This is a genomic window from Streptomyces sp. NPDC047043 (genome assembly GCF_040644055.1).
In the GTDB taxonomy this organism is placed as follows: domain Bacteria; phylum Actinomycetota; class Actinomycetes; order Streptomycetales; family Streptomycetaceae; genus Streptomyces.
In genome coordinates, this window is record NZ_JBEYVO010000030.1 from 157,353 (window position 1) to 179,973 (window position 22,621).

The window sequence follows — 22,621 nt, forward strand, 5'->3', positions numbered from 1 at the left end:
CCGGAGCTGGGGAAGACGCGGCTCTCGCTCGTACTCGTACGCCGCACATTCGGTACGGATGCAACCGGTCAGATGCTCCCCTTCTTCTCCGTCTTCAGGATGCTCATGGCCTCGGTGAAGACGGAAAGCAGCCCGTCGCTGAGGTAATAGCCGCTGGTCTTCGACCAACCGTTCTTGTCCGGGGTGGTGGGTTGGAACGGCGGGGTGATGTCGGGGGACCAATGCCCTTGCTCCGCCCCCCGCTTGATGGCCTTGGTGATGGACTGCGACGGTCCGCGCAGCGCGGTCTCGCCCCACCGCTCGCGGAAGGCTGGCCCGTCCACCCAGCCTTCGCCCTCGATGGCGGCTTCCACGAAGAGGAGCGTGCGGGCGTTGGTGTCCCGAAGCATCTTCACAGCGCGGTCGACGGTCCATTCGGTGTCGGTCGTCACCGTGGCGCCAGGCCCGATGCGAGCCATGAGGTCGGCGAGCGCCGCAAAGACGCTCGCCGGCGCCGGGTCAGGGAGCTCAATGACGATCTTCACGGTGCAACCCTTCATGGAAAACTAACCCTGGAATAACCCTGGATTCAGAGAATGGCACAACTCGCGGCCATCTCACGTTGGTTCGGCTGTAACAACCCGCCCCCGCCGTTCGTCCTCCCCATGAGCAGGCCATCCGCTGCGGCCTCCTCCTGTGCGTCCCCGAGGTCCGGCGCGCAGCCGGACGAGTGACAGATGACGGAGTCAGGGAGCTGTGAGCAATGAAGCGCCCCGCACCATGGACGAGTTCAGGTCCTTCTTCCGCACCCGGTACAACCCGACCGTCCGCCGTCTGATGGCGCGCGAGTCCCGCCTGGCACAGGCTGACGCGGAGGACGTCGTGGCGGCCGCCTTCCAGGAGACAGCCCAGTGGTGGACCTCAGTACGAGATCCGGAGGCGTTCCTATGGGATCGCGTGATCAAGAGGCACGTGGATTTCTGGAGGAAACAGCAAGCACTACGGGAGGTTCCGTGCGAGATGTCAGAGAAGATCGTCGTGCAGACCGCTCCGAAAGACGGGGAACCAGAGCACTGCGTGGGCCTTCTTCGCCTTAACGAGTTGATTGGCCAGCTGTCGACTGACGACCAGCGCGTGATCGCAATGGATTATTTCGGTGCGACCGCCGCACAACAGGCCAAGGAATTGGGAACGACGGAGCAAGCGGCCAGAGTTCGCCTGCACCGGGCAAAAAAGCGGCTGCAGAAGCTGGTCACGCAGGAGACGGAGGTTCGGCGATGAACTACTGGGAAGAGCAGCGGTACGAGATGCCATCCTTCGTGGGCAGCGGCAAGACCTACGCGGGCCTGCTGGCCTACTGGCGCCTCATGCAGACGCCCGCGGAAGGCGAGGACGTCACCGGCGGTGCGGTCGATGAGCGCTTCACTCCAGTATCCGAAGAGGGACTTGAGCAGCGGATCGCCTTGCTGGACAGTATGATTGTCAGCCCGCTCCCGGAGGAGATCGAAGACCTCGCGGACAGCAGCAGGTTCCTGGCCTCTCCAGAAGGCGAGAACGGCGCTACCGAGACCGGCTCACGGCCGGGCGAGGAAGGAAGCCTGCTGCAGGCAGCTGCGCGACCCGCGAGGGCACCATTTATGACCTCCGCCGAGGTCGTAGTGGATGGCATGACAGAGCAAAGCCTGATTCCGGTTCCATACCTCAGAGACGAATGGGTGAAGGCATTTTCCACAGTGCTGCTTGTCTGGAGTGGCGAGGGCGGAACGGCGGTAGCAAATTGGGGGCGCGCCGCGATGGCACGTCCCATCACGCTCTACGCCTGCGAAAAGGTGCTGAACGATCCGCACACGGATTACGCCGCCCCCAGGAGGGCGGAGTTCGAATCCCTGCACTACATGGTCAGTTCGCACAACGAACAGCTCCGTGACGCCGTGCAGAGCTGCTTCTCGCTGCGCACCAGCATCACGGTCGTGGTGGACAACGTGGGAGCGGCGCGCGATCCGAACGCGGCGCTGGAGTCACTGATCGCCGACGCCACGTGCTTCGGTGCAGCCGAGGACGAGGACGGTACGCGGGCCCTGGTCGTGACGGCGCCTCCCGCGCCCGCGTCTCTGCCCGCTGTTGCCCAGCAGTGCCGTCATGAGGTGGTGGGACGGCCCCGGGTGGCGGTCATGGAGCTGCCAGGAGATCCACCTCACGAATCTCCGCAGCAAAAAGAAAACGGGGAGCCGTCAGCATTGCTAAAGCGGCTCATGAAGGCTTTGGCGGCTCTATAAATACCTCGCAAACTCGATAGATCGAGTTCTCTCGCAAAGTTTGGAGACATTGACCGCGCCGGGGCGGGCGCGGCCTTCGGCGTGCCCGGAGGGCGCAACGCACCCCTGCGGAGCGCCCCACGACTCCGCCGCGGGCCGCGGCCCGCCGGTGGCCACGGCTCTGGGTGGCTGCACCCGGAGCTTCGCGGGACCACTCATCGGCCGCACCGTCGGCGCCAGACGGCGACGGCGAGCGCCTCAACCCGGTTGGACGAGGACGTTAACGGGCTCTTCCTACTTCAGGTGGGGGCAACGGTCGCCAAGTGCTTGATCGATCTGGTGGAACACGCCGCCCTGGTCGATGCCTGGGGTAATGATCGCGGCTAGCGTTGAACGGCGTGGAAAGCAAGGCTTCGAGGATCGCGGAGGCAGGGATTGGTTCCTGCCTCAGTCACGCCCGCGATGTCGCGAGGAGTCTGGTGTGCCGTGCGCCGTTGGTCGCCTCGTGGCGCCCCTTCGTGATCGTCGCTATGTGCCGCGGAGCATCTCCGCGAGTCGCGACAGCGTGCCCTCGTTGCGTTTGTAGTGGACCCACTTGCCGACCCGTGTGGCCTGTACCAGGCCTGCCCGCTCGAGGGTTGCCATGTACGAGGAGACTGTCGATTGCGCCAGCCCCGACTTGGCCTGCAGATGGCTGACGCAGACTCCGACCTCGTCCCGGTCGGCTATCGGCTCCCACTGAGCGAACTCGCCGTGAGGGTCCCGCAGCCAGTCCATGATTTGCAGCCGTGCAGGGTTCGCCAGCGCCTTCAAGGCCTCGACCGCAGCCAGAGGGGGCTCGTTCTCCGCGTCGCCTCCTGAGTTCGTTGCCTGTGACGTCGCCACGGTCGCCTCCTCACCTCTCACACACCATCGTATCTCGATGTGACGAACCGAGTTCGCCCCCAGCCACACATTGACACATCGCGATATCGCGATATGGTCGTTTGCGTTCACGCCCCTCCGGTATCTGCCGCGCAACTGCCGTCCGCCGCGAACACCGGGGATACACAAGAGGAAGTACACGATGTCTGAGAGCAGCAAGCCGTTGATCGTCGTCGCGGGTGCCACTAGCAAGCAGGGAAGGAGCGTCGCCACCTCCTTGCTTGAGAGCGGCAGGTTCCGAGTGCGAGCCCTGACCCGAGACGCCGGCTCTGCCCAGGCCCGGAGCCTGGCAGGACTGGGAGCGGAGATCGCCCAGGTTCCTCTCGCGCTGGGTCACCAGCGCGAGCTCGTCGACGCGTTCGGATCGGCCGAGGGGGCCTTCCTGATGACCCCGCCCATCGCGCCGCCCTCCGAGGAGTTCCCTCTCGGGCGCCAACTTGCCGATGCAGCGGTCGAGGCCGGAGTGATACACGTCGTCTTCAGTGCTCTCGAGAACGTCGACGAGCGGTCCTCGGGCACCAAGTACGCCCCGCACTTCACCGACAAGGCGCTCATCGCGGAGTACATCCGGACTCTGCCGATCGCGCACACCTTCATCATGCTCTCGTTCTTCTACACCAACGCGCTGGAGTACTACCCCCCGCGCATCGATGGTGACACGGTGCTCATGCCTTTCTACCTCCCCGAAGACTTCCGTGCCCCGTTCGTGGACCCACTCACCGCGACCGGGCCGGCCGCCCTCGAGGTGTTCTCCAACCCCGACACCTACCGCGGCGCCTGTCTGCCGGTCGTGGGGGACGTCATCTCCCCAGCCGAGATGGTCGAGGAGTTCTCCCGCGTCACCGGACTCAAAGCCGAATACCGCAGCGCCTACTCTCGCGAAGACCTGCTGACCTACTTCCCCGCGCTGGGAGAGAACCCTCTGCTGGTCGACGAGACCCTCGGCATGGTCCAGTACGCGGTCGACCTCGGATACTTCCGAGACGACCGCGACACGACGTGGAGCCGGCGCATCGATCCCAACACGCTGAGCTGGGAACAGTTCCTCCGCAAGACCGACTGGCATGGCCAGCCGGTCACCTTTGGTCACTAGACCCATCGCCGACGAGATCAGACACGCGCCATTCGGGAAGGCCTCGACGTTGTCTGAGCCCGTGGCGCGTGCCGCTGCGCGCTGCCATCACGCCAACACCTACTGCGTGAACTGCGACCTGCTCGTCGGCCTCGACGATCTCCACGTGATTGACGTCGACCGGGGTGATGGCGACCGATTGACTGTTCGGGTCGAGTCGGCGCGGATGGTGATGGGCTGCCGGACCTGCGGCGCGATCGCTCACTCCCACGGTCGACGCGAGGTGGTCCTAATCGACGCACCTTGCTTCGACCGACCCATGAAGATCGTGTGGCGCAAGCGGACCGGGCGCTGTGTCGAACCGGCCTGCCCGGTCGGCACGTTCACCGAGCAGAACCATACGGTGGCCGAGCCGCGGGCGCTGCTCACCGTGCGGGCGTGCCGGTGGGCGATCCGACAATTGCGGCGTGAGCACGCCTCCGTGCGCGGGATCGCCCGCCAACTCGGCACGACATGGAACACGGTGTGGACCTCGATCCGTCCCCTGCTCAAGGCGATGGCCGATGACGACACGCGGTTCGACGGGGTCACCCGGCTCGGGGTCGATGAGCACGTCTGGCACCACGTCAGCGAACGACCCATCGACCAAGGGGGTCGCGGGCCGAAGATGCTGACCGGGATGGTCGACCTGACCACCGACGCGAAGGGAAGGACACGAGCCCGGCTGCTCGACCTCGTCCCGGGCCGGTCCGGGCAGGCCTACGCCGACTGGCTCGAAGAACGCGGACCGGGCTTCCGTGACGGGATCAAGGAAGCGACCTTGGACCCGTTCCGCGGCTACAAGAACGCCATCGATGACAAGCTCGAGGATGCGACTGCGGTCCTGGATGCCTTCCACGTCGTCAAGCTCGGTTCCGCGGCCGTCGACGAGGTCCGTCGTCGCGTCCAGCAACAGATCCATGGCCACCGGGGCAGGAAGGGCGACCTGCTCTACGGCATCCGCACCATCTTGCGCTGCGGGGTCGAGAAACTCACCGACCGACAACGAGCGCGACTCGACCTCGCGATCGCCGCTGACGAACGCCACGACGAGGTTCTCGTCGCCTGGCTCTGCGCCCAGCAACTGCGAACCGCCTACCAGGCCGACAGTCCCGCCGAGGGACGCAAGATCGCCGAGAAGGTCCTCGCCACCTTCCCGACGTGCCCGATCAAGGAGATCAAGCGACTCGGCAAGACGCTGCAGCAATGGCGCGAAGCCTTCCTCGCCTACTTCGACACCAGCCGCGCCAACAACGGCGGCACAGAGGCCATCAACGGACTCATCGAACTCCAACGCCGCATCGCACGAGGCTTCCGCAACCGCGATCACTACCGACTACGCATGCTGCTCATCGGAGGCGGACTCACCAGCCCCCACCTGAAGTAGGAAGAGCCCGTTAACGGTGCCGTTCGATGATCGTCGCGAGGAGCATCCACGCTCACCTCTTCGGCGGGGGCGTGCCAAGACGGCTGTATTCCTTGGCCAGTTCGACTCGTGAGCGGTGCGGATCGGCCGGACTCTCGCACGGCGTGTTGTACCCCTTCCCGCAGTCCGGGCAGGTGACCTCGTACACCCGCCACGCCCGAGGGGTCTGCTTCTGCTTGGCCTTCCGCTCGTCCAGGATCGGCTGCAGCCGCTCATCGTGGGGATGCCGCCGCCTCCCGTGTCCGTTCCTTCGACGAGCACGCAGTCTCTGCCCTGCTCCGCGTGACAGCGTGGACAGCTCCACGCGATCCAGTACCGGCGCGCGACCCAGCTGTACAGCGGATACGGGGGCATCGACCGGCTGCCGTCGAAGCGCCCTCCTTCAGCGCGGCCGCGATCGCGGTGAGTCGGTCAGCCGCTCAATGCGTGACAGCGATGTCTTTCTGCTCGAACTTGAAGTCCTTCATGGGAGCCTCCGATCCGGAACAAGCAGGCCATAACGCCATTCTGAAGCCATGAGAGGGATGGGACATCTCAGGGCCGGACCAAACGCCGGCCATGGGCCCCGGAAACCGTGAACTCCATTTGCCGCGCCCCGACTTCGGGACCGGCATGGTCCCCGCTCACAATCGTCGAAACAACGTGTCGACCGGCCGGAAGCCGTCTACTTTGGTCACCGAACCGATCAAGTGATGACACGAGGAGACCTGAGGCATGTCAGACGATTCCTTGCCCGGCGACGACGGCCCCGGGCGCGTGGCCCGGCTCCGCACCGACGTGTCGCACTCGGCCCGGATCTGGAACTACTGGCTGGGCGGCAAGGACAACTACGCCGTCGACCAGGAAGTCGGCGACCAGATCCTGCAGTTCGTGCCGGCCCTGCCGCGCTCCGCCGTGGCGGACCGTCAGTTCCTCGCGCGGGCCGTGCGCTTCCTCGCGAGTGAGGCGGGCATACGGCAGTTCCTGGACATCGGCACCGGTCTGCCGACCGTCGACAACACCCACGAGGTGGCCCAGCGCGTCGATCCGAGCTCCCGGATCGTGTACGTGGACAACGACCCCATCGTCCTCAGGCACGCCCACGCCCTGCTGACCAGCACCCCCGAGGGCGTCACGGACTACATCGACGCCGATGTGCACGACCCGGCCGCCATCCTGGAGGGCGCCGCCCGCACCCTGGACTTCGACCGGCCGGTCGCCCTCACCCTGCTCGGCGTCGTCAACTTCATCATGGACACCGACGAGGCGCGGACCATCGTCCGCCGCCTGCTGGACGCCGTACCCTCCGGCAGCTACCTGGTGATCTCGCACCCCACCACCGAGGTCGACGGCGAGGCGATGACGGAGGCGGTGCGGTACTGGAACAGCCAGGGCTCCGCCCCGATGACCCTGCGCACCCGCCAGGAACTGCTGGGCCTGTTCGACGGCGTGGAACTGCTCGAACCCGGTGTCGTCTCCTGCTCGCGCTGGCGCCCCGACCCATCGGCCGATGGAGAGATCGTGGACGTGACCCACTTCTGCGGAGTGGCCAGGAAGCCGTAAGGACCGGCCGGTCGGCGGCCACCGCACCCTGTGGTCGCCGAAGCGGAATTCCGTTGCGGCGTGCCCTGTGAGCTGATCGCATGGGCGGTGCCGCTGAGCAGGTGCGACGGACCGGGCCGAGCCGAGAAGGTACGGCCGCGGCACAACCGGCCGTGTGGCGCAGGGCGGCGGTGCTCGGGGCGCTGATGCTGGCCGCCTTCACCTTCAACACCGCGGAGAACCTGCCCGTCGGGCTCCTGGAGCTGATCGCCGGCGACCTCAGGGTGTCGGTGTCGGCGGTCGGTCTACTGGTGACGGGGAACGGCATCACGGTGGCGGTCGCGTCCGTGCCGCTGGCCCATGTCGTACGGGCCGTGCCAGATGTCTGTCATGAGTGCCCCTCCGAGGACGTCGACGACCGTTCGTCCGCACCACCCTCGCCGACCCCACGGACAGCACGAGCCGATCAAGCCGCGTGGCGCCCCCGCAGGTACTGCAGAACGTCCGGGCCCGGGCGGGCATGTCGTCCGAGACCGTCACGCCGGTCGTCTGCCGAAGGCGACACCGTCTTCTCAGGTCAGCGACTCAGCGCACCTTCGGTGCGCGCCGGGGGCGTGGTAAATGCCGTGGCGCGCGCCGAGGTGCTTCCTGTCTGCCCTGACGGGGGCTGATGTCGGTACGGGACGCTGATGAGGTTCGTTCCGGCCGAAACCGATAGCTCTGTGATGCCGGTGAGCTCGCAGGTCAGCATGGTGCCGAGGGCCGTCCACGGGAACCGTGGAGTGTTGCTGTGAGCACGCGCGTCAGAATTCCTGTTCCACCCTGGCCCTCCCGGAACGGCGAGCTGTCCGGCCGTCGGTGAGGGAGGGAGCAAGGCCGTGGACGTGCTGCATGAACGCTGCGCCGGCCTCGACATCAGCAAGAAGGACGCCAAGGCGTGCGTCCGCACCCCGAGCACACGGCGACGGGGAACGTTCACCACCCGGACCACGACCTGGGGTTCGACGACGAACCAGGTCCTCGCGCTGCGGGATCACCTGCTGGCCGCCGAGGTGACGCTGGTGGTGATCGAGGCGACCTCGGACTACTGGAAGCCCTTCTACTACCTGCTGGCCGAAGACCTGAACGTGATCCTGGTCAACGCCCGGCAGGTCAAGAACCTGCCCGGCCGCAAGACGGACGTCTCCGACGCCGCCTGGCTGGCCCAACTGGGCGCGCACGGCCTTCTCCGTCCCTCGTTCGTGCCACCCGCACCCGTGCGCGCGCTGCGGGACCTGACCCGGGCCCGCACCCAGATGACCCGCGAACGGGGGCAGATCGTGCAGCGGCTGGAAAAACTGCTGGAGGACACCGGGATCAAACTCGCCGCGGTCGCCTCCGACATCATGGGCGTCTCGGGCCGGGCCATGCTGGAGGCCCTCATCGCGGGTGAACGCGACCCGCAGACGCTCGCGGACATGGCCAAACGCAAACTCCGCAACAAGATCCCCGAACTCACCGAGGCCCTGACCGGACGCTTCCGCGCCCACCACGCCTTCCTCACCCGGCTGCACCTGGACCACTACGACCAGCTCACCGATGCCATCGGACAGCTGGACCAGCGGATCGAGGAGGCGATGGCCCCCTTTCGTCCCGCCCTCGACCTGCTCGACACCGTCCCCGGGATCAACCGGGCCGTCGCCGAAGTGATCATCGCGGAGACCGGCGGGGACATGACCCGGTTCGCCTCGGCCGGGCACCTGGCGTCCTGGGCCGGGGTCTGCCCCGGCCACCACGAGTCCGCCGGCCGCACCAAAAACACCAAGGTCCGCCCCGGCAACCCCTACCTCAAAGGCGCCCTCGGACTCGCCGCCCTCGGCGCGGCGAGAAACAAGGACACCTACCTACAAGCCCGCTACAAGCGGCTGACCGCCCGCCGCGGACCAATGAAAGCCCTGGTCGCCGTGGAGCACTCGATCATCACCGCGATCTGGCACATGCTCACCGACAACGTCCCCTACCACGAACTCGGCGGCACCTACTTCGTCCAGCGCGACCCCGAACGCGCCACCCGTCGCGCGATCACCGCACTCAACCAGCTCGGCTACACCGTCACCCTCAACCCGATCAAAGGCGCAGCCTGACCGTTCACAGACCAAGTGCCCGGCGGCCTCGACGACCACCGGGCACCCAGCCCTGCCCAAACAACCCCTGACCTGCACCTATTTACGCGTCAGAGCGTCAGGGTCGAGGCCCTGGGCACGGGCCAGAGCGAACAGAACACGCTCGATGCCATCCAACCGGTCCGTGATCGTGCGCTCTCCCGGAGCGCCGATGGCGTTGGCGAGTGAGTCGATGTTCCCGAACACGGTGGTCTGCTGCTCGCGGATCTCCCCGAGCTGCTCACCATGCTCGGCCAGGGTGCGCCCCGTACGGAACGCCGACGCCTCCAGATCCCGGAGCCGTTCGTCGTGTGTCTTCGCCTCTCCCGCCATGCCCCCATCCTGGCAGATGCCGGTCAACCCAGGTGACGATGGCCTGACAGCGGGAACCATCACACCTGGTCAGAGCCCTGCCCTGTGGCCGATGTGAGAATCCACCGGCATGCTCGGAGGAGTGTTCGACAAGCTCCGGCGTCGCCCCCGCGCGGCGGCCGCCCCCCGTTCCCCGGCCGGCCGCGGTCCCTCCGGCAGTGGCCGACGCTGGCCTGCTCGCCCGCGTCGACCGCGTGCGCGGAGCCCTTGCCGCTGCCGGCGTCAGTCTTGAGGAACTCGGTGCCGCTCCCGAACCTCCGTGGTTCGCCGAGCTGCGCACTGGCCGGCATCTGTCTCTCGGCCCTCAGGAGCTACAGGAGACAGCCGACCACCTCGCGGGCATCGCGGTGGAGACCGTCCTCTCCGACGAGGCCTGCACGAGCGTGCTGAGTCAGATCGAGGTGCTCACCACCCTGCGTGGGCTGAAGGACGACGGGCTGGAATTCCGTTTCTGCCACGGCGAGTTCCCTGAGGATGCAGCCACGCTACGGTTCCTGGCCGACTACGCCCGCGGCCGGATCGCGGCCGCGACCGAAGGCGATGACGACGCCGCGGCGGCGAGTCCCGAAGACGCTTCCTGACGTCTGGTCGCCACTGAAGAAGACTCGACGTCACGCGACAACAGATGACGCCCCGCCCCGGCAGTCGGGGCGGGGCGTCAAGGATGGGTCAGGGTCAGGGGGGTGCGTGAGGCGGGAAGTGGTCGTGCCGTTCCGCGCGTTCAGCCCATGTCGAGCCCGAACTTGCAGGTCAGGGTCTGGTGGTAGGTCTGCCCGGCCTGGGTGTAGTCCGCCTCGCAGCCGGTGATGGGCTTGGTCACCTTTCCGGTGACTCTGAGCCGTACCACCGCGTACTTGTCGCTGAGCGCTCCCGGCTTGATGGTGTACGGGTGCCCGGCGTAGTTCGGGTACTTGTCGAGGTCGACATCGCCGGCGGTGGGATGGGCGGTCTCCTGGTAGCCCAGCCGGTAGCCGGGCGTGTCCTTGACGGAATAGACGCCGTAGCCGAGGACCTTGGCACCCGCCGGGATGGTGAGGAGCTTGACCCCGGTGACGGAGACCGGCTGCTTGGACGTGTTCCGGGTGAGGGGGAAGGCCATGCGGTAGACGTCACCGACCTTCACGTCCGAGAAGCCGAGGGCGCCGGTTGTTCCCGGCCCCTCCGCTTGCAGCGCCGTCCCCGCCGGGGCGCCGCCGCCGGCCGTGCCCGCGCAACCGGTCGCAAGGGCCAGCAGGGCCGCGACGGCGAGCGCCCGGGCGCGGCCGCGGCCGCTAGTACGAGTAGATGACACCGGGGTTCCCCGAGATCTTGCCCTTGGCGCCCCAGATGTCGTGTTCCGAGCCGCCCGAGCCCGCGGTGATCTTCTGGTAATGCGAGGCGCCGTACTCCGTGTCGAGGCTGACCGTCACCCCGAACACTTTGGCGGCGACGCCGTAGGTGATCGAGGTTCCGGAGGTGATGGTCGCGTACTGCTTCTTGCCGAGGACCGCGCGATAGGCCGGCTTGGAATTCCGGTAGGAGGCCACTCCGTCCTTGGAGCGGACGTCGGCGCCATACCGTGCCACGTCGCCGCCGGAGGGAATGTCGTCCTTCACCGGAATGATGGAGTACGCGTGCTTGGTCTTCACGCCGATGCAGGTGGTCCGCTTGTCGACGTCCTGGTATTCGATAGGAACCTGGAAACGCTTCGCCCAGTGAGGCCCTTGGTTCGCGAATCCGACTGCATGGCCGGTGCTGTTCTTGCGGGACATCTTTCCGGTGATCGACCAGTGCTCCCCGTCGACGCTGGTCGCTATACCCCAGGTGCTGGACAGCGTGTTGTTGTACTCGAAGGCGGCGGTGGTGTCGTAATAGGCGTGCGCCTCACCGATGGTCGTGTAGTAGTCGTGCTGCTTGATGACGTGCTTTTTGACGAGGCAGCCGCCGCCGAGGTCGGGCTTCACGGCGCTGTAGTCGACGCCGTTGACCGTGTCGGGGCTGAAACCGGTGGTGGATGCGCCGTCCGCGGACTGCCAGGTGTTCGCCGAGCTGTCGGAAGAGGTGTCGGCGGCAGCGTCGGCGGTGCTGTCCGCGGTGTCGACCAGGGTCGAGTCCGCGGGTGTCACCTGAGTCTCGTCCACGTCGGGGTGGATCGCCACGGTGTTCGGTGTCTCGGCGCGGGCCGCAACCGATCCCTCCGTCGTCGCGGAGCCGGCGGCTACTCCGGCGTCCACGTAGTCGCTGCCGGTCAGCAGCGTGCCGTCCGGAGCCAGTCCGTCGAAAGACGCCTCCAGCGACAGCACGCCTCCATTGGCGTCCGCGTAGCTCTGCACCTTGCTCGGCAGAGTCGAGGGCAGCGTGAACGACCAGCTGCCATCCGCTGCCGTCTTCGCCGTGCCCACGACCGTCGGCGTGATGTCGCTGCCGTCCGCCGGCACCTCATCCACCGGCGTCAGGGTCACGGTCGCGCCGGCCAGGGGTGAGCCGTCGCCCAGCGTGAACACACCCTTGACCGTGGCGGCGCCGGACACGGGAGTCAGGGTGCCGGGGCTGGGCGCCGCGGTGATCGTCGGCCCGCTGGAGAGCAGCGCCCCGGAGTCCGTGGGCTTGACGTCGGTGGCCGTGGGCGTGGGAGTCGGGCTGCTGGTGCTGCCGCAGCCCGAGGAGTCCGTACCTTGCGTGCAGGCGGCACTGGCCGGTGACGGCAGCCCCAGGCCGATCACGGCCGATGCGGCCACGACGCTCAACGCAGTGCCCAGAGACAGACGTCTGCCAGAAATTTTAGGCATGAAGGAAATCCCCAATTCCCCGATTTCACCGGCGCTCCCCGCTCTTCCGGGTCGCCCGATGGGTCAAGTGAAGCCGCATGAAGTTCGGCTGTGGAATTCGGCGGGCATGGTTGATCGCCGTTGATTTTCGCTGCCCCCGCCTTGCGCCGCGCCGGTCTGGTCGTTTGCGGCGTGACTGGAAGCTAGCGCGTCGAAACTTGAAAGGTCAACGATCTTTTGGATCGCTTTGCCATCGAACTCAACTCGCTTTGCCGCAGAGCTCAAATAATGCTCAAGTCGCGCCCGGCTTCATTAGTCTCGGCATTTCATGACGGCTTGTCGGCGATGTCGAACCGGACACCCCCCGTACCGCCGACGCTCGACCGAGCCGCCATCCACCGGGCCGTGACGCCGGTCGGCGGCAAGAAGACCTCGACGGTGACCCGGTTCGCCATGGAGACGGCGCCGGGCATAAACGAGCGGCTGCGCTCGAACAAAGCCCGCCTCGCCCTCTGGTCTCCTCGGCGCCGGACCGTAGGACGGGATGCGCAGCCCAGGTGCGGCACGCTTCCGTGCTTGTCGATGAGGTCCTGGACGTCATAGTGGAAGCTCTCGTCCATCCGCTCGAGCACCTCACGGTAGGCGTCGGCCGCCGGCTTGGCCTTGGCCAGCGGGAACATGCCGATGTGCGGCCCATCCACGGGATAGGGGATGTGGAACGGGATCTCCGGCGGCGGCCCCGAGAACAGGCGGTCCGACAGCAGCAGGTCCGCGTTCACCCCCAGGCGGCGCAGCTCGTCGTCCACCAGGCCGAAGAAGGTGGCGGGCTTGGAGAACACGCCCAGGTCCATGGGATCGGATGAGTTGCTGTCGATGATGTGCTGCAGGGCCTGGAAGTAGGCGCCCGCCGCGTACTCGGCGTCCGAGGTCGCGTGCCCAGCCAGCAGGTGGTCGAGTGCGTCGGGCACGGACAGGCCCCAGTCGATGCCCTGGTCGCTGGCTCTGCTGCGCCCTCTCGCGTATCAGGCCGAGGAGGCGCCGCGAGCACGATGGGACGCCACCAACTGATGCACTGGAACCGCCTGGAGGACTTCCTCCTCCACGACCTCACCGGCAACGTCGCCTCCGCCCTGCTCACCGCCGCAGCCCTCGCCGCGGCCCGCAAAATCCGCACCGCCTACCGCCAACGCCGCACACCACACCAGGGCGCGGGTGGCTGCACACCGCGCATCGCGGAACCGCTCACCGGCCGCACCGATACGGCCCGTCGGCGACCGCGCGGACGGCGAGCGCCTCGGCCGGATGAACGAGGACGGTGCCGATGGGGGCGACGATCCCGAGGGTGGCTGTACCGGCTCACCTCTTTGGTGGGAGCTTGCGCAGGCGGCTGTATTCCCTGGCGAGTTCGACGCGGGAGCGGTGCGGGCCGGCCGGGCTCTCGCAGGGCTGTGCGGTAGCCCTTGCCGCAGTCCGGGCAGGTCACCTCATCCACCCGCCACGCCCGCGGTGTCTGCTTCTGCGTGGCAGTCTTGCGCTCGTCCAGGACCAGCTGCACCCGCTCGTCATGGGGATAGTTGCGCCTGTTCCCCATGTCGGTCCCCTCGACGAGCACGCAGTCTTTGCCCGGCTCCGCGTGACAGCGTGGACAACTCCGCGCCCGGCGGTCACGCAGGCGAACCTGAAGTCGACGATCTGCCGCAAGGGCGGCTACACCTCCGGCATCCGCCCGCCCGCATCCGTGATTGGCAAGGAGAAGAAGCTGAACGCAGCCTCCTATGGCTACACGGGCCACATGGGCGATGCCGAGTTCGACCACCTGCTATCAGCCTCCAGTTGGGCGGCGACCCGAACGACTACCGCAACCTGTGGGTGGAGCCCGCCGAGCCCGGCCACCGCTCGGGCTCCGGCGCCAACAATAAGAAGGACCCGGTGGAGACCAAGCTGCACACCGCGGTCTGTAAGGACCAGGTCACGCTCGCGGTCGCGCAGAACGCGATCGTCCCCGACTGGACTACCGCTCTGACCATCCTCCACCTGGGCTGGCAGGAGAGGATGACGAACGTCATCTCCAACTTCTGATCCCCACGCCCGATCCGCGGTCGGCCCGGCACCAGCACGCCGCGGGCGGCCCACGCACCGGATGCCGAATCCGCACGTTGACCACGCGCGGTCGGGGGTCGGCCAGCACCCTGTACCCATCGGCCCTCTGGGCAAGAGGGCGCTGGCCGTCGATCCTTGTTCCAGCACAAGGGACGGGGGGAACGGTGCCAGATCGAGATCCGGATGATGGGCCGCCAGCGGACCTTGATTTCTCGACGGCCGAACGGAATCTCTGGGACGCCTACCGATACGGCAGACAGCTCGACTTGAGCACCGGCCGCGCCGCCGACGACGATCCGCTGGCCGACGACACCGACTGGGCACCGGAACGCCGGATCCGCGGCTTCGTCATCGTGCGCCTGCTTCTGCGCGGGCCGGCACCACACACCGGCCATGCTGCTGCGGTTCGGCTCAAGGGTGCCTGTGTCACCGGCTTCCTCGACCTGTCCGGCGCCGAGACGGGAACGCTCCTAGAACTCGTGGACTGCAAGCTGGAGATGCCACTTCGGTTGACAGGGGCCCAGGCAAACAGCGTGCACCTGCGTCATTGCTGGATACCTCGAGTCGAGGCAGAAGGGTTTACCTCACGTGGAAGCCTGCTGCTGGAGCAGTGTCTGGTGACGGACGGCATCACAATTCAGCAGGCCCAGATCGGCATGGACTTCAGCTTGTCCAAGTCGACCGTGCGCGTTGGCGCACCCGGGCCAGCCGCCGTCGACGCCGACGGGCTGACCGTGGCCCAGGACGTCATCGCCGACAGCCTCCGGCTCACCGGAGCGATGTCGCTGCGAGGGGCGAACATCGGCGGAGACTTCTCGCTGCGCGGCAGCGCCCTGCGCAATCCCGACGGCACGGCCCTGCACGCACCCCGCATCACCGTCGCACACGAGATGATCTTGAGTTGGGGAAGCGGCCCGGAGTCTCTTCCGCCCGGAGAACCCGAGGCTGACCTCCGCCCCAGGGTGGAGGGCCGCATCTGCCTCGACGGCGGAACCTTCGGCACCTCCCTGGTAATCAACCGCGCTGTCGTGGCCCTGGGTCAACACCAGAACCTGTCACTGCGCCGCATTCAGACCCCGGAGCTCGTCTTCAATCCGGATCTAAGGTTCGACGCATGGAACCATCTCCGGCCGGTAGTGGACGTGAGTCACGCAACGGTAGGGATCTTGCGAGACAGCCCCACCAGCTGGCCAAGGGACCTGGCCATGCTTGCCATGAGCGGCTTCCGGTACGGATACCTGTCCCCTCTTCGCCATTTCCCGCTCACTGAGCGCCTCGCCTGGGTGGAGTCGGCGACGCCGGAGTACTCCCCCGAACCGTACGACGCGCTTGCCGCCACACTCCGCGCCAGCGGCGACGATCACGCAGCCGACATGGTGCTGCTGGGCAAACGACGCCGCCGCCGACAGCAATTTCCCGCACCACTCAAGATCTGGGAATACACCCAGGACCTGACATTCGGCTACGGATACCTGCCTGGACGCGCCTGGATTATCATCCAGGTCCTGTGGGCCTACGCAACAGTGTGGTTTGCCAACTTCCCCCCGCCGCCTCAGAAACCAGGAGAGGGGCTGGCCTGGAGTCCACCGGCCTACGCCCTCGACCTCCTGCTACCGGTTGTTGATCTGGGACAAGCCTCGGCCTGGCACCCGACAGGAGCTTCGCTGTTCATAAGCTGGGTGCTGATCATCACCGGGTGGATCCTCACAACCATCGTGACCGCCGGCGCCGCCAAAGTAGTATTCCGGCCAGACTGAACTCGTTGCGCAAAGGAACAGCCGCAGAGCCCGGCTCGCGCACAAGCTGCGCGTCGGCGTACCGAGCCGAGCAGCCCGCGGCCGTCGCGCCGCACCACCGGGCGGCCCCGACCCACCGACGGGCGACTTCGGCGAAATGTCACCCGGGTCATGCCGTGGGGCCCCGGCGGTCCTTCCTGCTCACCCCTTCGGCGGGGGCTTGCGCAGGCGGCTGTATACCCTGGCGAGTTCGACGCGGGAGCGGTGCGGGCCGGCCGGGCTCTCGCAGGGCTGTGCGGTAGCCCTTGCCGCAGTCCGGGCAGGTCACCTCGTCCGCCCGCCACGCCCGCGGGGGTCTGCTTCTGCTTGGCTGCCTTGCGCTCGTCGAGGATCAACTGCACCCGCTCGTCATGGGGATACTTGCGCCTATTCCCTGTGTCGGTCCCCTCGACGAGCACGCAGTCTTTGCCCGGCTCCGCATGACAGCGTGGACAGCTCCGCGCATGCATGGTCGTATCCGGTGCGTATGGCGTGTCGCACCGCGCATGCGGCAAGCTCGTGCCCAGGGTTGGGGTCACAAGTCAGGGGGGCGCCGTGGCGTCTGCTTCCATCAGCCGACCGGATCTCATGGCGGTCGCTGTCCACCGCATCCGCCCTGCGCTGCGCAGCAGCCTCCCGGCCGGGGGCTGGCTGATCATCGAGCGCGAACTCGACTCCGCCGCCGCGACCTTGTCGGACGAGCGGCGCACCGCGGAGCACCCGGCCGCCGCACTCACTGTCGTACGGCTGCTGTCGACCGCCGAAACCGGCCGCAAGCTGCTCGCCGGCCGGCTCGCCGCTCAGGACGCGATCGTCGCCCGGGTTCCCGGAGCGGATCGGGCCGCGCTGCTGGGGGCGCTGGCAGTGGTGGACCTCGACGCCTCCCCCGCCACCGCGGCGGACCGAGGGATCACCCTGGCACCCGGCGGTGTCGGCGGCGGCACGAGCCTCAAACTGCGCAACTTCCGGGTGGACTTCGCGGCCCTGCTCAAACTGGGGGCCACCTCCGTCACCGCGCTCCAGGCGGTTCTGGCAGGCCCTAACCCGCTGGTGATCACCGCTGGCGTACTGACCATTGCGCAGGCCCTCGCCGACACCATGACCGCCCCGATCGGAGAGGACGAGGCGAGCCTCTTCTGGTCTTTCGCACAGACCGCCGCCGACCGCGACGAGAAGTCGGCGACCGAGGACGAACTGCGTGCCGCCAGCGACCGGCACCGGCCAGAGTTCGGTCTGGAGCCCCTCACCCCGGTCCGGTTCACCCGGGCACTGCGAAAGCTCGAAGCACTCTCCAGCATCCGCCCGCACGGAGAAGGCTGCTGGCAGCTCCGCGAGACATACCGTGTCGCCTGACGGCCCAGCGACTGGACCGGACATTGAGGTGGACGTCGAAGCCCTCGGCACCGGCCAGAGTTCGCTCTGGAGCCCCTCACCCCGGTCCGGTTCACCCGGGCACTGCGAAAGCTCGAAGCACTCTCCAGCATCCGCCCGCACGGAGAAGGCTACTGGCAGCTCCGCGAGACATACCGTGTCGCCTGACGGCCCAGCGACTGGACCGGACAGCGAGGAGGACGTCGAAGCCCTGATCCGCCGTCTCACCGAGAAGCTGCGGGTCCGTCCGTGGCACAACCGGACGCGCGCGCGGCTGGCCATCGCGTACGACCGGCGGACCGAGGGCGACCGCGAGGAGAACATCCAGTGCATCCTGGTGCACAGCGACTCCCTGAGCCGAAAGAAGATCGGCAAGGGCCTGTGGGCGGCGACCCGTGTGCTGCGCGGCAAGGCGTTCCGCGATCGCAGCCCGACTGCTGGCTTGGGGGAGTGGGATCTGCAGGCAGCGCTGAGCTTCTTCGGCGAGGCCCTCGACCTCTATGCCAAAGGATCGCCGCTCTGGGCGGACGTCCAGGCGGAGATGGCGATCACGCTGCTGCGCCACCCCGACCTCTGGCCGAACGCGCGGCGCCACCTCGACAAGGCACTCGCGGTGTACCGGACGAATGACTCAGGGCCCGCAATTGCCGCCGCCTACGAACTCCTCGGCGACTGGTACGTGTTGGTGGCGAGGGAGACGGGTGCCGCGCGCGCCCGGCAGGCTGCCCTCGGGGAGTACTCCCGCTCCCTGGCCCGAACGGACCGCTCCCGGGACACCGCCCGCTGGGCGCGGCTGCAGCTCGCCATCGGCCGACTCGCCCACGCGGGCGGACCGGCTGCCGATGACATCGTCGCCGAACACTTCGCGGCGGCCGCACAGGCCCTCACCGGTGCGACCCACCGAACCGCACGCATCGGAGCGCTGCGGGAACTCGCCGACCTGCACCTGCGCCGCGGGCGCTGGGCGGACGCGCTCCCGCACTACGCCGAGGCGCTGTCCCTCGCCCTGGAGGTGGCGCGCGAGCCCGCCACGGTCAGTGGACGCCGCGCGGCGGCAGTCGGCGTATCGGACGTGGCGCACTGCCTCGCGTACTGCCATTACCGGCAGGGGGATCCGGACCAGGCCGTCCTGACGCTCGAGGCGGGCCGTGGCCGGTTGCTGCTGGACCGCCTGACCGACGACGCGGAAGCGGGCTTGTCCGACGCGCCGGAATACGCGCAACGTACGCAGTTGCGCCGGGAGATTCGCGATCTCGAGGCCCGTGAGTACGGAGGCATGATCTTCCTCGGAGACTCCGAGCGCCTGGCACTGCTCCGCCGCGAGTACGCCGAACTCACGGCCACGGTGCCGGCGGCGCGGTCTGCCGTGTCGATCGCCGAACTCGCCCCCCAGGAGCCCGGCACCGCGCTCGTCGTACCGCTGATCAGCCCGGTCGGCGGAGCCCTCTTCATCGTCACGGACACCGACCGGTGCATCGCGCCGGAGAACGTCCTTGACTTCCCCACCGTGACGACACGTGACATCGACCGGTGGCTCGAGGGCGACGCCGAGGGCGCTGACGACGTGGACGATGGCCGCACCGCCGAAGCCCTCGGCACAGACGCCGTGACCAACGCCGGCTGGCTGACCGCCTACCGGCGCCGACACAAGGACGCGGCCGGTGAGGAACGCTGGCGGACCACCATGAGCGCGGTCTGCGGCGACCTCGGCCGGACGCTGCTCGGAGCACTCGCGTACCGGCTCCGCGAGCTAGGCAGTTCGAGGGTCGTCCTGGTGCCGGCCGCCGGACTGCAGTTCCTGCCCCTGCATGCGGCCGTCATCACGGACGGACCGGGTGCGCGCCACCTCCTGGACGAGGTGGTCGTCGAGTACGCCCCGTCTGCCGCGATCCGCTCCTTGCTGCACACCCGGCGCGGCGGACGGCGCACCGCAGGACAGGCCCTCATCGCAGGGGTGAGCCGCTACCCCTCACTGCCTCCACTGCCCGCCGTCCCCTACGAGGTCGAGCTGATCGGCACAATGCTGGACAGCGCCCCCCTCCTCGACCGCGAGGCGACACGGGAACGGGTCCTAGACGGCATGGCCGACGCAGCGGTCGTCCATCTCGCATGCCACGGCGCGGGCTGGGCGCTGGCCGGGCCGGGCTTCCGGCTGGCGTGGGATCCGCCGGCGATCCTGCACCTGGGCGACAAGGGGCTGTCGTTCCAGGACATCCTCGGGCAGGACCTGCAGAAGGCCCGGCTCGTCTGCCTGTCCGCCTGCGACACCGGGCTGGTGGAACACGGCCTGCCCTGGGACGAGCACGAAGGACTGGTGACCGTGTTCCTCCAGACCGGAGCCGCCGCCGTGGTCAGCACCCTGTGGGCCGCGGACGACCGGAGCACCGCGCTGCTCATGCAGCGGTTCTACACCGAACTGACGGCGGCCGAGCGCGACGGGGCGGGCACAGCCGGCAAGCCGACCACAGGAGTCGGCGACCCGGCGCGCGCCCTGCGGCGCGCCCAGCTCTGGCTGCGGGACAGCACCCGCGCCGAACTGGCCGCTGTCTACGAGCGGCTCGTCACCGACGGCCACGACCGCTTCATCGAGCCCTACACGGAGCTCATGCTGGCTGGCGCCCCGGACGACCGTCCGTACGCCCACCCGGCGTTCTGGGCTCCGTTCACCTTCACCGGTGCGTAGGAGGCAGCCAGTGGGCAAGAAGGCCAAGCGGCGCACCAAGTGGTACGAGTCGGCCGCAGAACGGGAGAACGAGTATGTGCGTGCGGTGATCCTCGAGCCCGGCCATCCCCTGCAGGAGGACGCGCTGGAACTCGCCGTGCACGCACGGGACATGGCGGCCAGGTCGTTGGGCGAGGACCACCCCGCCTGCGCTGAGGCCACCCAGAACATCGGCCTGTACTACCACGTGCTCGGCGGCGACCCCGAGCGCGCGGGGGAACTCTTCGACGAGGCCAGGACCAAGGCCGGCCCATACCACCCGGTACTCACCCGCAGCTTCTACTTCCTCGGCCTCCACCACCAGCAGGCCGGCGACCCCGGCCAGGCGAGGAAGTTCCTCCAGGAGGTACTGGACATCATCCGCAGGGAGGGCCACGCCGAAGATCCCCGCATCGAGCAGCTCACGGAGATGCTCACCGAACTCGGACCACCGCCGCGAAACGGCTGAGGGGCTCGGAACAATCCTGAGCATCCATCAGCCCCGGAGCGGCTCACCTTGAGCCTTTAGCGGCCGGTGCGCTGGTTCTTCGGGCTTCTCAGGGTTGTGGTGGGCGTTGGCTCTGACTGAGCGCCGGTTGCGGACGAGAGGGAAGGGGTTGACCAGCAGCGACCCGGTGCTGCGGTCCAGGTGGAAGTCCTAGAATGAGCGCACTACCGTCTCGCAGTGTGCCCGGGTGCTCGGCGCGTACTTCCTGCCGACGGTGGGTTTCCCGGTCACCGGGTTCGGTGTTCCGCCTCGGCCCCCTCGCTCACGAGCAGCCGCCGCAACGCACTCGCCCGGCGCTCGTCCCGGATCCGAGCCGCGATCTCCGGAGCCGTGAACGCATCGACCACCGTCCCGGGTACCCCGCACCGAGCCCAGCCAGTTCTTCCAGGCCCAGTCCGCGTCGATAAACGCGGACTGGAACGCGTGGGTGTTGACCTCGTGCCACCACGGGCTCGGCCGCTCCGGCCCGTACACGCCCTCCGGGAAGCCACCAAGGCCAGGAGTCGCCCTTGATCTGAGTCGCTTCTGGATCACCGGCTTCGTCGGCACCCGCACCTTCTTACGGGCCTCAGCCTCCGCCATACCGAGGTCCACGAAGGCCTGGACCTCGCGCCGCCACTGCTCGTGCGCGGCCACCTTCATGCCCAGCGCATGGTTGAACGCCCACCGGGCGGCGCCAGCGTGCCGCGTGAACGCCTCTACTTGGGACGGGGTGGGGTCCACTGCGAACTTGAATGCCCGGAGGATCTCCTGCGGCACTCCTCCCACCCCCTTCAACTGTCCGTCGGACCAACGTCGTTGAGGACTGTAGGGGCCGGCACTGACAATCCGTCTGGCCTGGACGTTTACGCCGACTGCCTGCCCTCCGGGAGCTGCGATGTCCCGTCCTCGGCCGGTCGCTGAGCCCGCTCGGCCCGAGCCCGGCGCAAGGCGGCCGCGCGGGTGGCGTCGGCTTCGCGACGGCGCTGCCCACGCGTCGCCTCGATCGGAGCCGACTGGTCGTCCGAGCCGGTCTCCTCCTCCGGGAACGCCTTCGCGCTGAGCTCTTGCATCGCCCGGGTCTGCCGCTCCACTGCTTCCGCGATGCCTGCATCGACGTGCCGCTCGGGCCGGGCCGCCTGGTGCGCGGCGAGCGCCTGGTGGAAGCCCACGGACGCCGACTCCCTGGTCTTCACCGGGGCCTCGGTCGGGGCCGCGGCCGCCGGGAAGGGCAGCTTCGTACGGTGCTCGGTCGCGGCCCCAACGGGCAAGACCCGGATGCTGCGCACGGCGTCAGCGCCAACGGCTTGGTTGGCCGTGACGACGATGTGCGCGCTGATCAGCCTCAACTGTGTGGCGTAGGCGGGCGAGTCGGGACGCAGATCCAACTGCCTGGTCTCCGGGTGGAAGGCGACCGCTTCGACATGGTCGGACAGCTGCGTGGAGACGGCGGCCGCGATGTCCGGCCACCGGTCCAGCACGCTTCCGCCAGCAGCCGGAAGCTCCCAGGCCCGCTCGGCCATCAGGCCCTGGTGGCTATGGCGGCGCCCACGCCAGGCCGCCCTGAGGTGGGGCCAAGAACTCCGCCCTAGCCACCGGCAGAGCCCCCTATGGGCAACAGGTCCGCGATCGCCTGAACCAGGTAATCGAGGACCAGCGCCCACGGGCTCGCGAGAACGTCGCCCGGGCCCGCCGACGGAACCCGGAGGCG

General features: G+C 68.0%; 19 protein-coding genes and 2 pseudogenes. 13 read left to right on the forward strand and 8 right to left on the reverse strand.

What is annotated here, in order from left to right; all coding sequences use genetic code 11:
* Window positions 1-68: 68 nt before the first annotated feature.
* The gene (locus ABZ880_RS39205; RefSeq protein ID WP_361273477.1) at window positions 69-524 is read right to left on the reverse strand and encodes a hypothetical protein; all 456 of its coding nucleotides are present in this window, start codon (window positions 522-524) and stop codon (window positions 69-71) included.
* Between the two features lie 211 nt (window positions 525-735).
* Here ABZ880_RS39205 and ABZ880_RS39210 point away from each other — a divergent pair, with 211 nt between their 5' ends.
* Together ABZ880_RS39210 and ABZ880_RS39215 are read left to right on the forward strand one after the other, a co-directional pair.
* Complete coding sequence (locus ABZ880_RS39210) at window positions 736-1,260, forward strand: sigma factor-like helix-turn-helix DNA-binding protein (protein ID WP_361273479.1); 525 nt, start codon at window positions 736-738, stop codon at window positions 1,258-1,260.
* A complete protein-coding gene (locus tag ABZ880_RS39215) occupies window positions 1,257-2,255 on the forward strand; it encodes a hypothetical protein (protein WP_361273481.1) in 999 nt (332 codons plus the stop codon). Before ABZ880_RS39210 ends, ABZ880_RS39215 begins: the two co-directional genes overlap by 4 nt.
* 507 nt (window positions 2,256-2,762) lie before the next feature.
* On the opposite strand, the gene ABZ880_RS39220 is transcribed toward ABZ880_RS39215, so the two are convergent.
* Window positions 2,763-3,011, reverse strand: a complete 249-nt coding sequence (locus tag ABZ880_RS39220; RefSeq protein WP_361273544.1) for a helix-turn-helix domain-containing protein — start codon at window positions 3,009-3,011, stop codon at window positions 2,763-2,765.
* Between the two features lie 289 nt (window positions 3,012-3,300).
* On the opposite strand from ABZ880_RS39220, the gene ABZ880_RS39225 reads away from it, so the two are divergent.
* From ABZ880_RS39225 to ABZ880_RS39245, 5 genes and pseudogenes are all read left to right on the forward strand, one after another.
* On the forward strand, window positions 3,301-4,251 hold the full coding sequence (locus ABZ880_RS39225) for an NmrA/HSCARG family protein (protein ID WP_361273483.1): 951 nt from the start codon (window positions 3,301-3,303) through the stop codon (window positions 4,249-4,251).
* A gap of 61 nt (window positions 4,252-4,312) precedes the next feature.
* Complete coding sequence (locus ABZ880_RS39230; RefSeq protein ID WP_361273486.1) at window positions 4,313-5,656, forward strand: ISL3 family transposase; 1,344 nt, start codon at window positions 4,313-4,315, stop codon at window positions 5,654-5,656.
* A gap of 753 nt (window positions 5,657-6,409) precedes the next feature.
* The gene (locus ABZ880_RS39235; RefSeq protein ID WP_361273489.1) at window positions 6,410-7,237 is read left to right on the forward strand and encodes an SAM-dependent methyltransferase; all 828 of its coding nucleotides are present in this window, start codon (window positions 6,410-6,412) and stop codon (window positions 7,235-7,237) included.
* Between the two features lie 80 nt (window positions 7,238-7,317).
* Window positions 7,318-7,596, forward strand: a pseudogene (locus ABZ880_RS39240) (MFS transporter); the annotation flags it as partial.
* 498 nt (window positions 7,597-8,094) lie between these two features.
* On the forward strand, window positions 8,095-9,339 hold the full coding sequence (locus ABZ880_RS39245; protein WP_361273491.1) for an IS110 family transposase: 1,245 nt from the start codon (window positions 8,095-8,097) through the stop codon (window positions 9,337-9,339).
* 78 nt (window positions 9,340-9,417) lie between these two features.
* Here the strand turns inward: ABZ880_RS39245 and ABZ880_RS39250 are convergent, their stop codons facing one another.
* A complete protein-coding gene (locus tag ABZ880_RS39250) occupies window positions 9,418-9,690 on the reverse strand; it encodes a hypothetical protein (protein ID WP_361273494.1) in 273 nt (90 codons plus the stop codon).
* Between the two features lie 197 nt (window positions 9,691-9,887).
* Here ABZ880_RS39250 and ABZ880_RS39255 point away from each other — a divergent pair, with 197 nt between their 5' ends.
* Window positions 9,888-10,310, forward strand: coding sequence for a hypothetical protein (locus ABZ880_RS39255; RefSeq protein ID WP_361273496.1), 423 nt, complete (start codon window positions 9,888-9,890; stop codon window positions 10,308-10,310).
* Between the two features lie 140 nt (window positions 10,311-10,450).
* Here ABZ880_RS39255 and ABZ880_RS39260 read toward each other — a convergent pair whose 3' ends face one another.
* The 3 genes from ABZ880_RS39260 to ABZ880_RS39270 all read right to left on the reverse strand — a co-directional run bounded on the left by ABZ880_RS39260 (window position 10,451) and on the right by ABZ880_RS39270 (window position 13,444).
* Window positions 10,451-11,020 carry a hypothetical protein gene (locus ABZ880_RS39260; protein WP_361273498.1) on the reverse strand — a complete coding sequence of 190 codons (570 nt, stop codon included), beginning with the start codon at window positions 11,018-11,020 and terminating at the stop codon, window positions 10,451-10,453.
* Window positions 11,001-12,446, reverse strand: a complete 1,446-nt coding sequence (locus ABZ880_RS39265; RefSeq protein WP_361273500.1) for a hypothetical protein — start codon at window positions 12,444-12,446, stop codon at window positions 11,001-11,003. Before ABZ880_RS39265 ends, ABZ880_RS39260 begins: the two co-directional genes overlap by 20 nt.
* Window positions 12,447-12,802: 356 nt before the next feature.
* A complete protein-coding gene (locus ABZ880_RS39270; protein WP_361273503.1) occupies window positions 12,803-13,444 on the reverse strand; it encodes a hypothetical protein in 642 nt (213 codons plus the stop codon).
* Window positions 13,445-14,133: 689 nt separating this feature from the next.
* On the opposite strand from ABZ880_RS39270, the pseudogene ABZ880_RS39275 reads away from it, so the two are divergent.
* The 5 genes and pseudogenes from ABZ880_RS39275 to ABZ880_RS39295 all read left to right on the forward strand — a co-directional run.
* A pseudogene (locus ABZ880_RS39275) lies at window positions 14,134-14,555 on the forward strand (hypothetical protein); the annotation flags it as partial.
* A gap of 185 nt (window positions 14,556-14,740) precedes the next feature.
* On the forward strand, window positions 14,741-16,333 hold the full coding sequence (locus ABZ880_RS39280) for an oxidoreductase (protein ID WP_361273506.1): 1,593 nt from the start codon (window positions 14,741-14,743) through the stop codon (window positions 16,331-16,333).
* Between the two features lie 573 nt (window positions 16,334-16,906).
* Complete coding sequence (locus tag ABZ880_RS39285) at window positions 16,907-17,704, forward strand: hypothetical protein (RefSeq protein ID WP_361273508.1); 798 nt, start codon at window positions 16,907-16,909, stop codon at window positions 17,702-17,704.
* A gap of 175 nt (window positions 17,705-17,879) precedes the next feature.
* Window positions 17,880-20,405, forward strand: a complete 2,526-nt coding sequence (locus tag ABZ880_RS39290; protein ID WP_361273511.1) for a CHAT domain-containing tetratricopeptide repeat protein — start codon at window positions 17,880-17,882, stop codon at window positions 20,403-20,405.
* Window positions 20,406-20,415: 10 nt separating this feature from the next.
* Window positions 20,416-20,892: a tetratricopeptide repeat protein gene (locus tag ABZ880_RS39295; RefSeq protein WP_361273513.1), complete on the forward strand. Its 477-nt coding sequence runs from the start codon at window positions 20,416-20,418 to the stop codon at window positions 20,890-20,892.
* Window positions 20,893-21,081: 189 nt separating this feature from the next.
* On the opposite strand, the gene ABZ880_RS39300 is transcribed toward ABZ880_RS39295, so the two are convergent.
* Window positions 21,082-21,690, reverse strand: coding sequence for a helix-turn-helix domain-containing protein (locus tag ABZ880_RS39300; RefSeq protein WP_361273516.1), 609 nt, complete (start codon window positions 21,688-21,690; stop codon window positions 21,082-21,084).
* An 86-nt stretch (window positions 21,691-21,776) separates the two neighbouring features.
* Window positions 21,777-22,433: a DciA family protein gene (locus tag ABZ880_RS39305; RefSeq protein WP_361273519.1), complete on the reverse strand. Its 657-nt coding sequence runs from the start codon at window positions 22,431-22,433 to the stop codon at window positions 21,777-21,779.
* Window positions 22,434-22,621 lie beyond the last annotated feature (188 nt).

Excerpts from the sequence above, each read along its gene's own strand:
- ABZ880_RS39250 (WP_361273494.1), bottom strand. The coding sequence starts at position 9,690 with ATGGCGGGAGAGGCGAAGACACACGACGAACGGCTCCGGGATCTGGAG.
- ABZ880_RS39225 (WP_361273483.1), top strand. The coding sequence starts at position 3,301 with ATGTCTGAGAGCAGCAAGCCGTTGATCGTCGTCGCGGGTGCCACTAGC.
- ABZ880_RS39235 (WP_361273489.1), top strand. The coding sequence starts at position 6,410 with ATGTCAGACGATTCCTTGCCCGGCGACGACGGCCCCGGGCGCGTGGCC.
- ABZ880_RS39305 (WP_361273519.1), bottom strand. The coding sequence starts at position 22,433 with ATGGCCGAGCGGGCCTGGGAGCTTCCGGCTGCTGGCGGAAGCGTGCTG.
- ABZ880_RS39220 (WP_361273544.1), bottom strand. The coding sequence starts at position 3,011 with ATGGACTGGCTGCGGGACCCTCACGGCGAGTTCGCTCAGTGGGAGCCG.
- ABZ880_RS39215 (WP_361273481.1), top strand. The coding sequence starts at position 1,257 with ATGAACTACTGGGAAGAGCAGCGGTACGAGATGCCATCCTTCGTGGGC.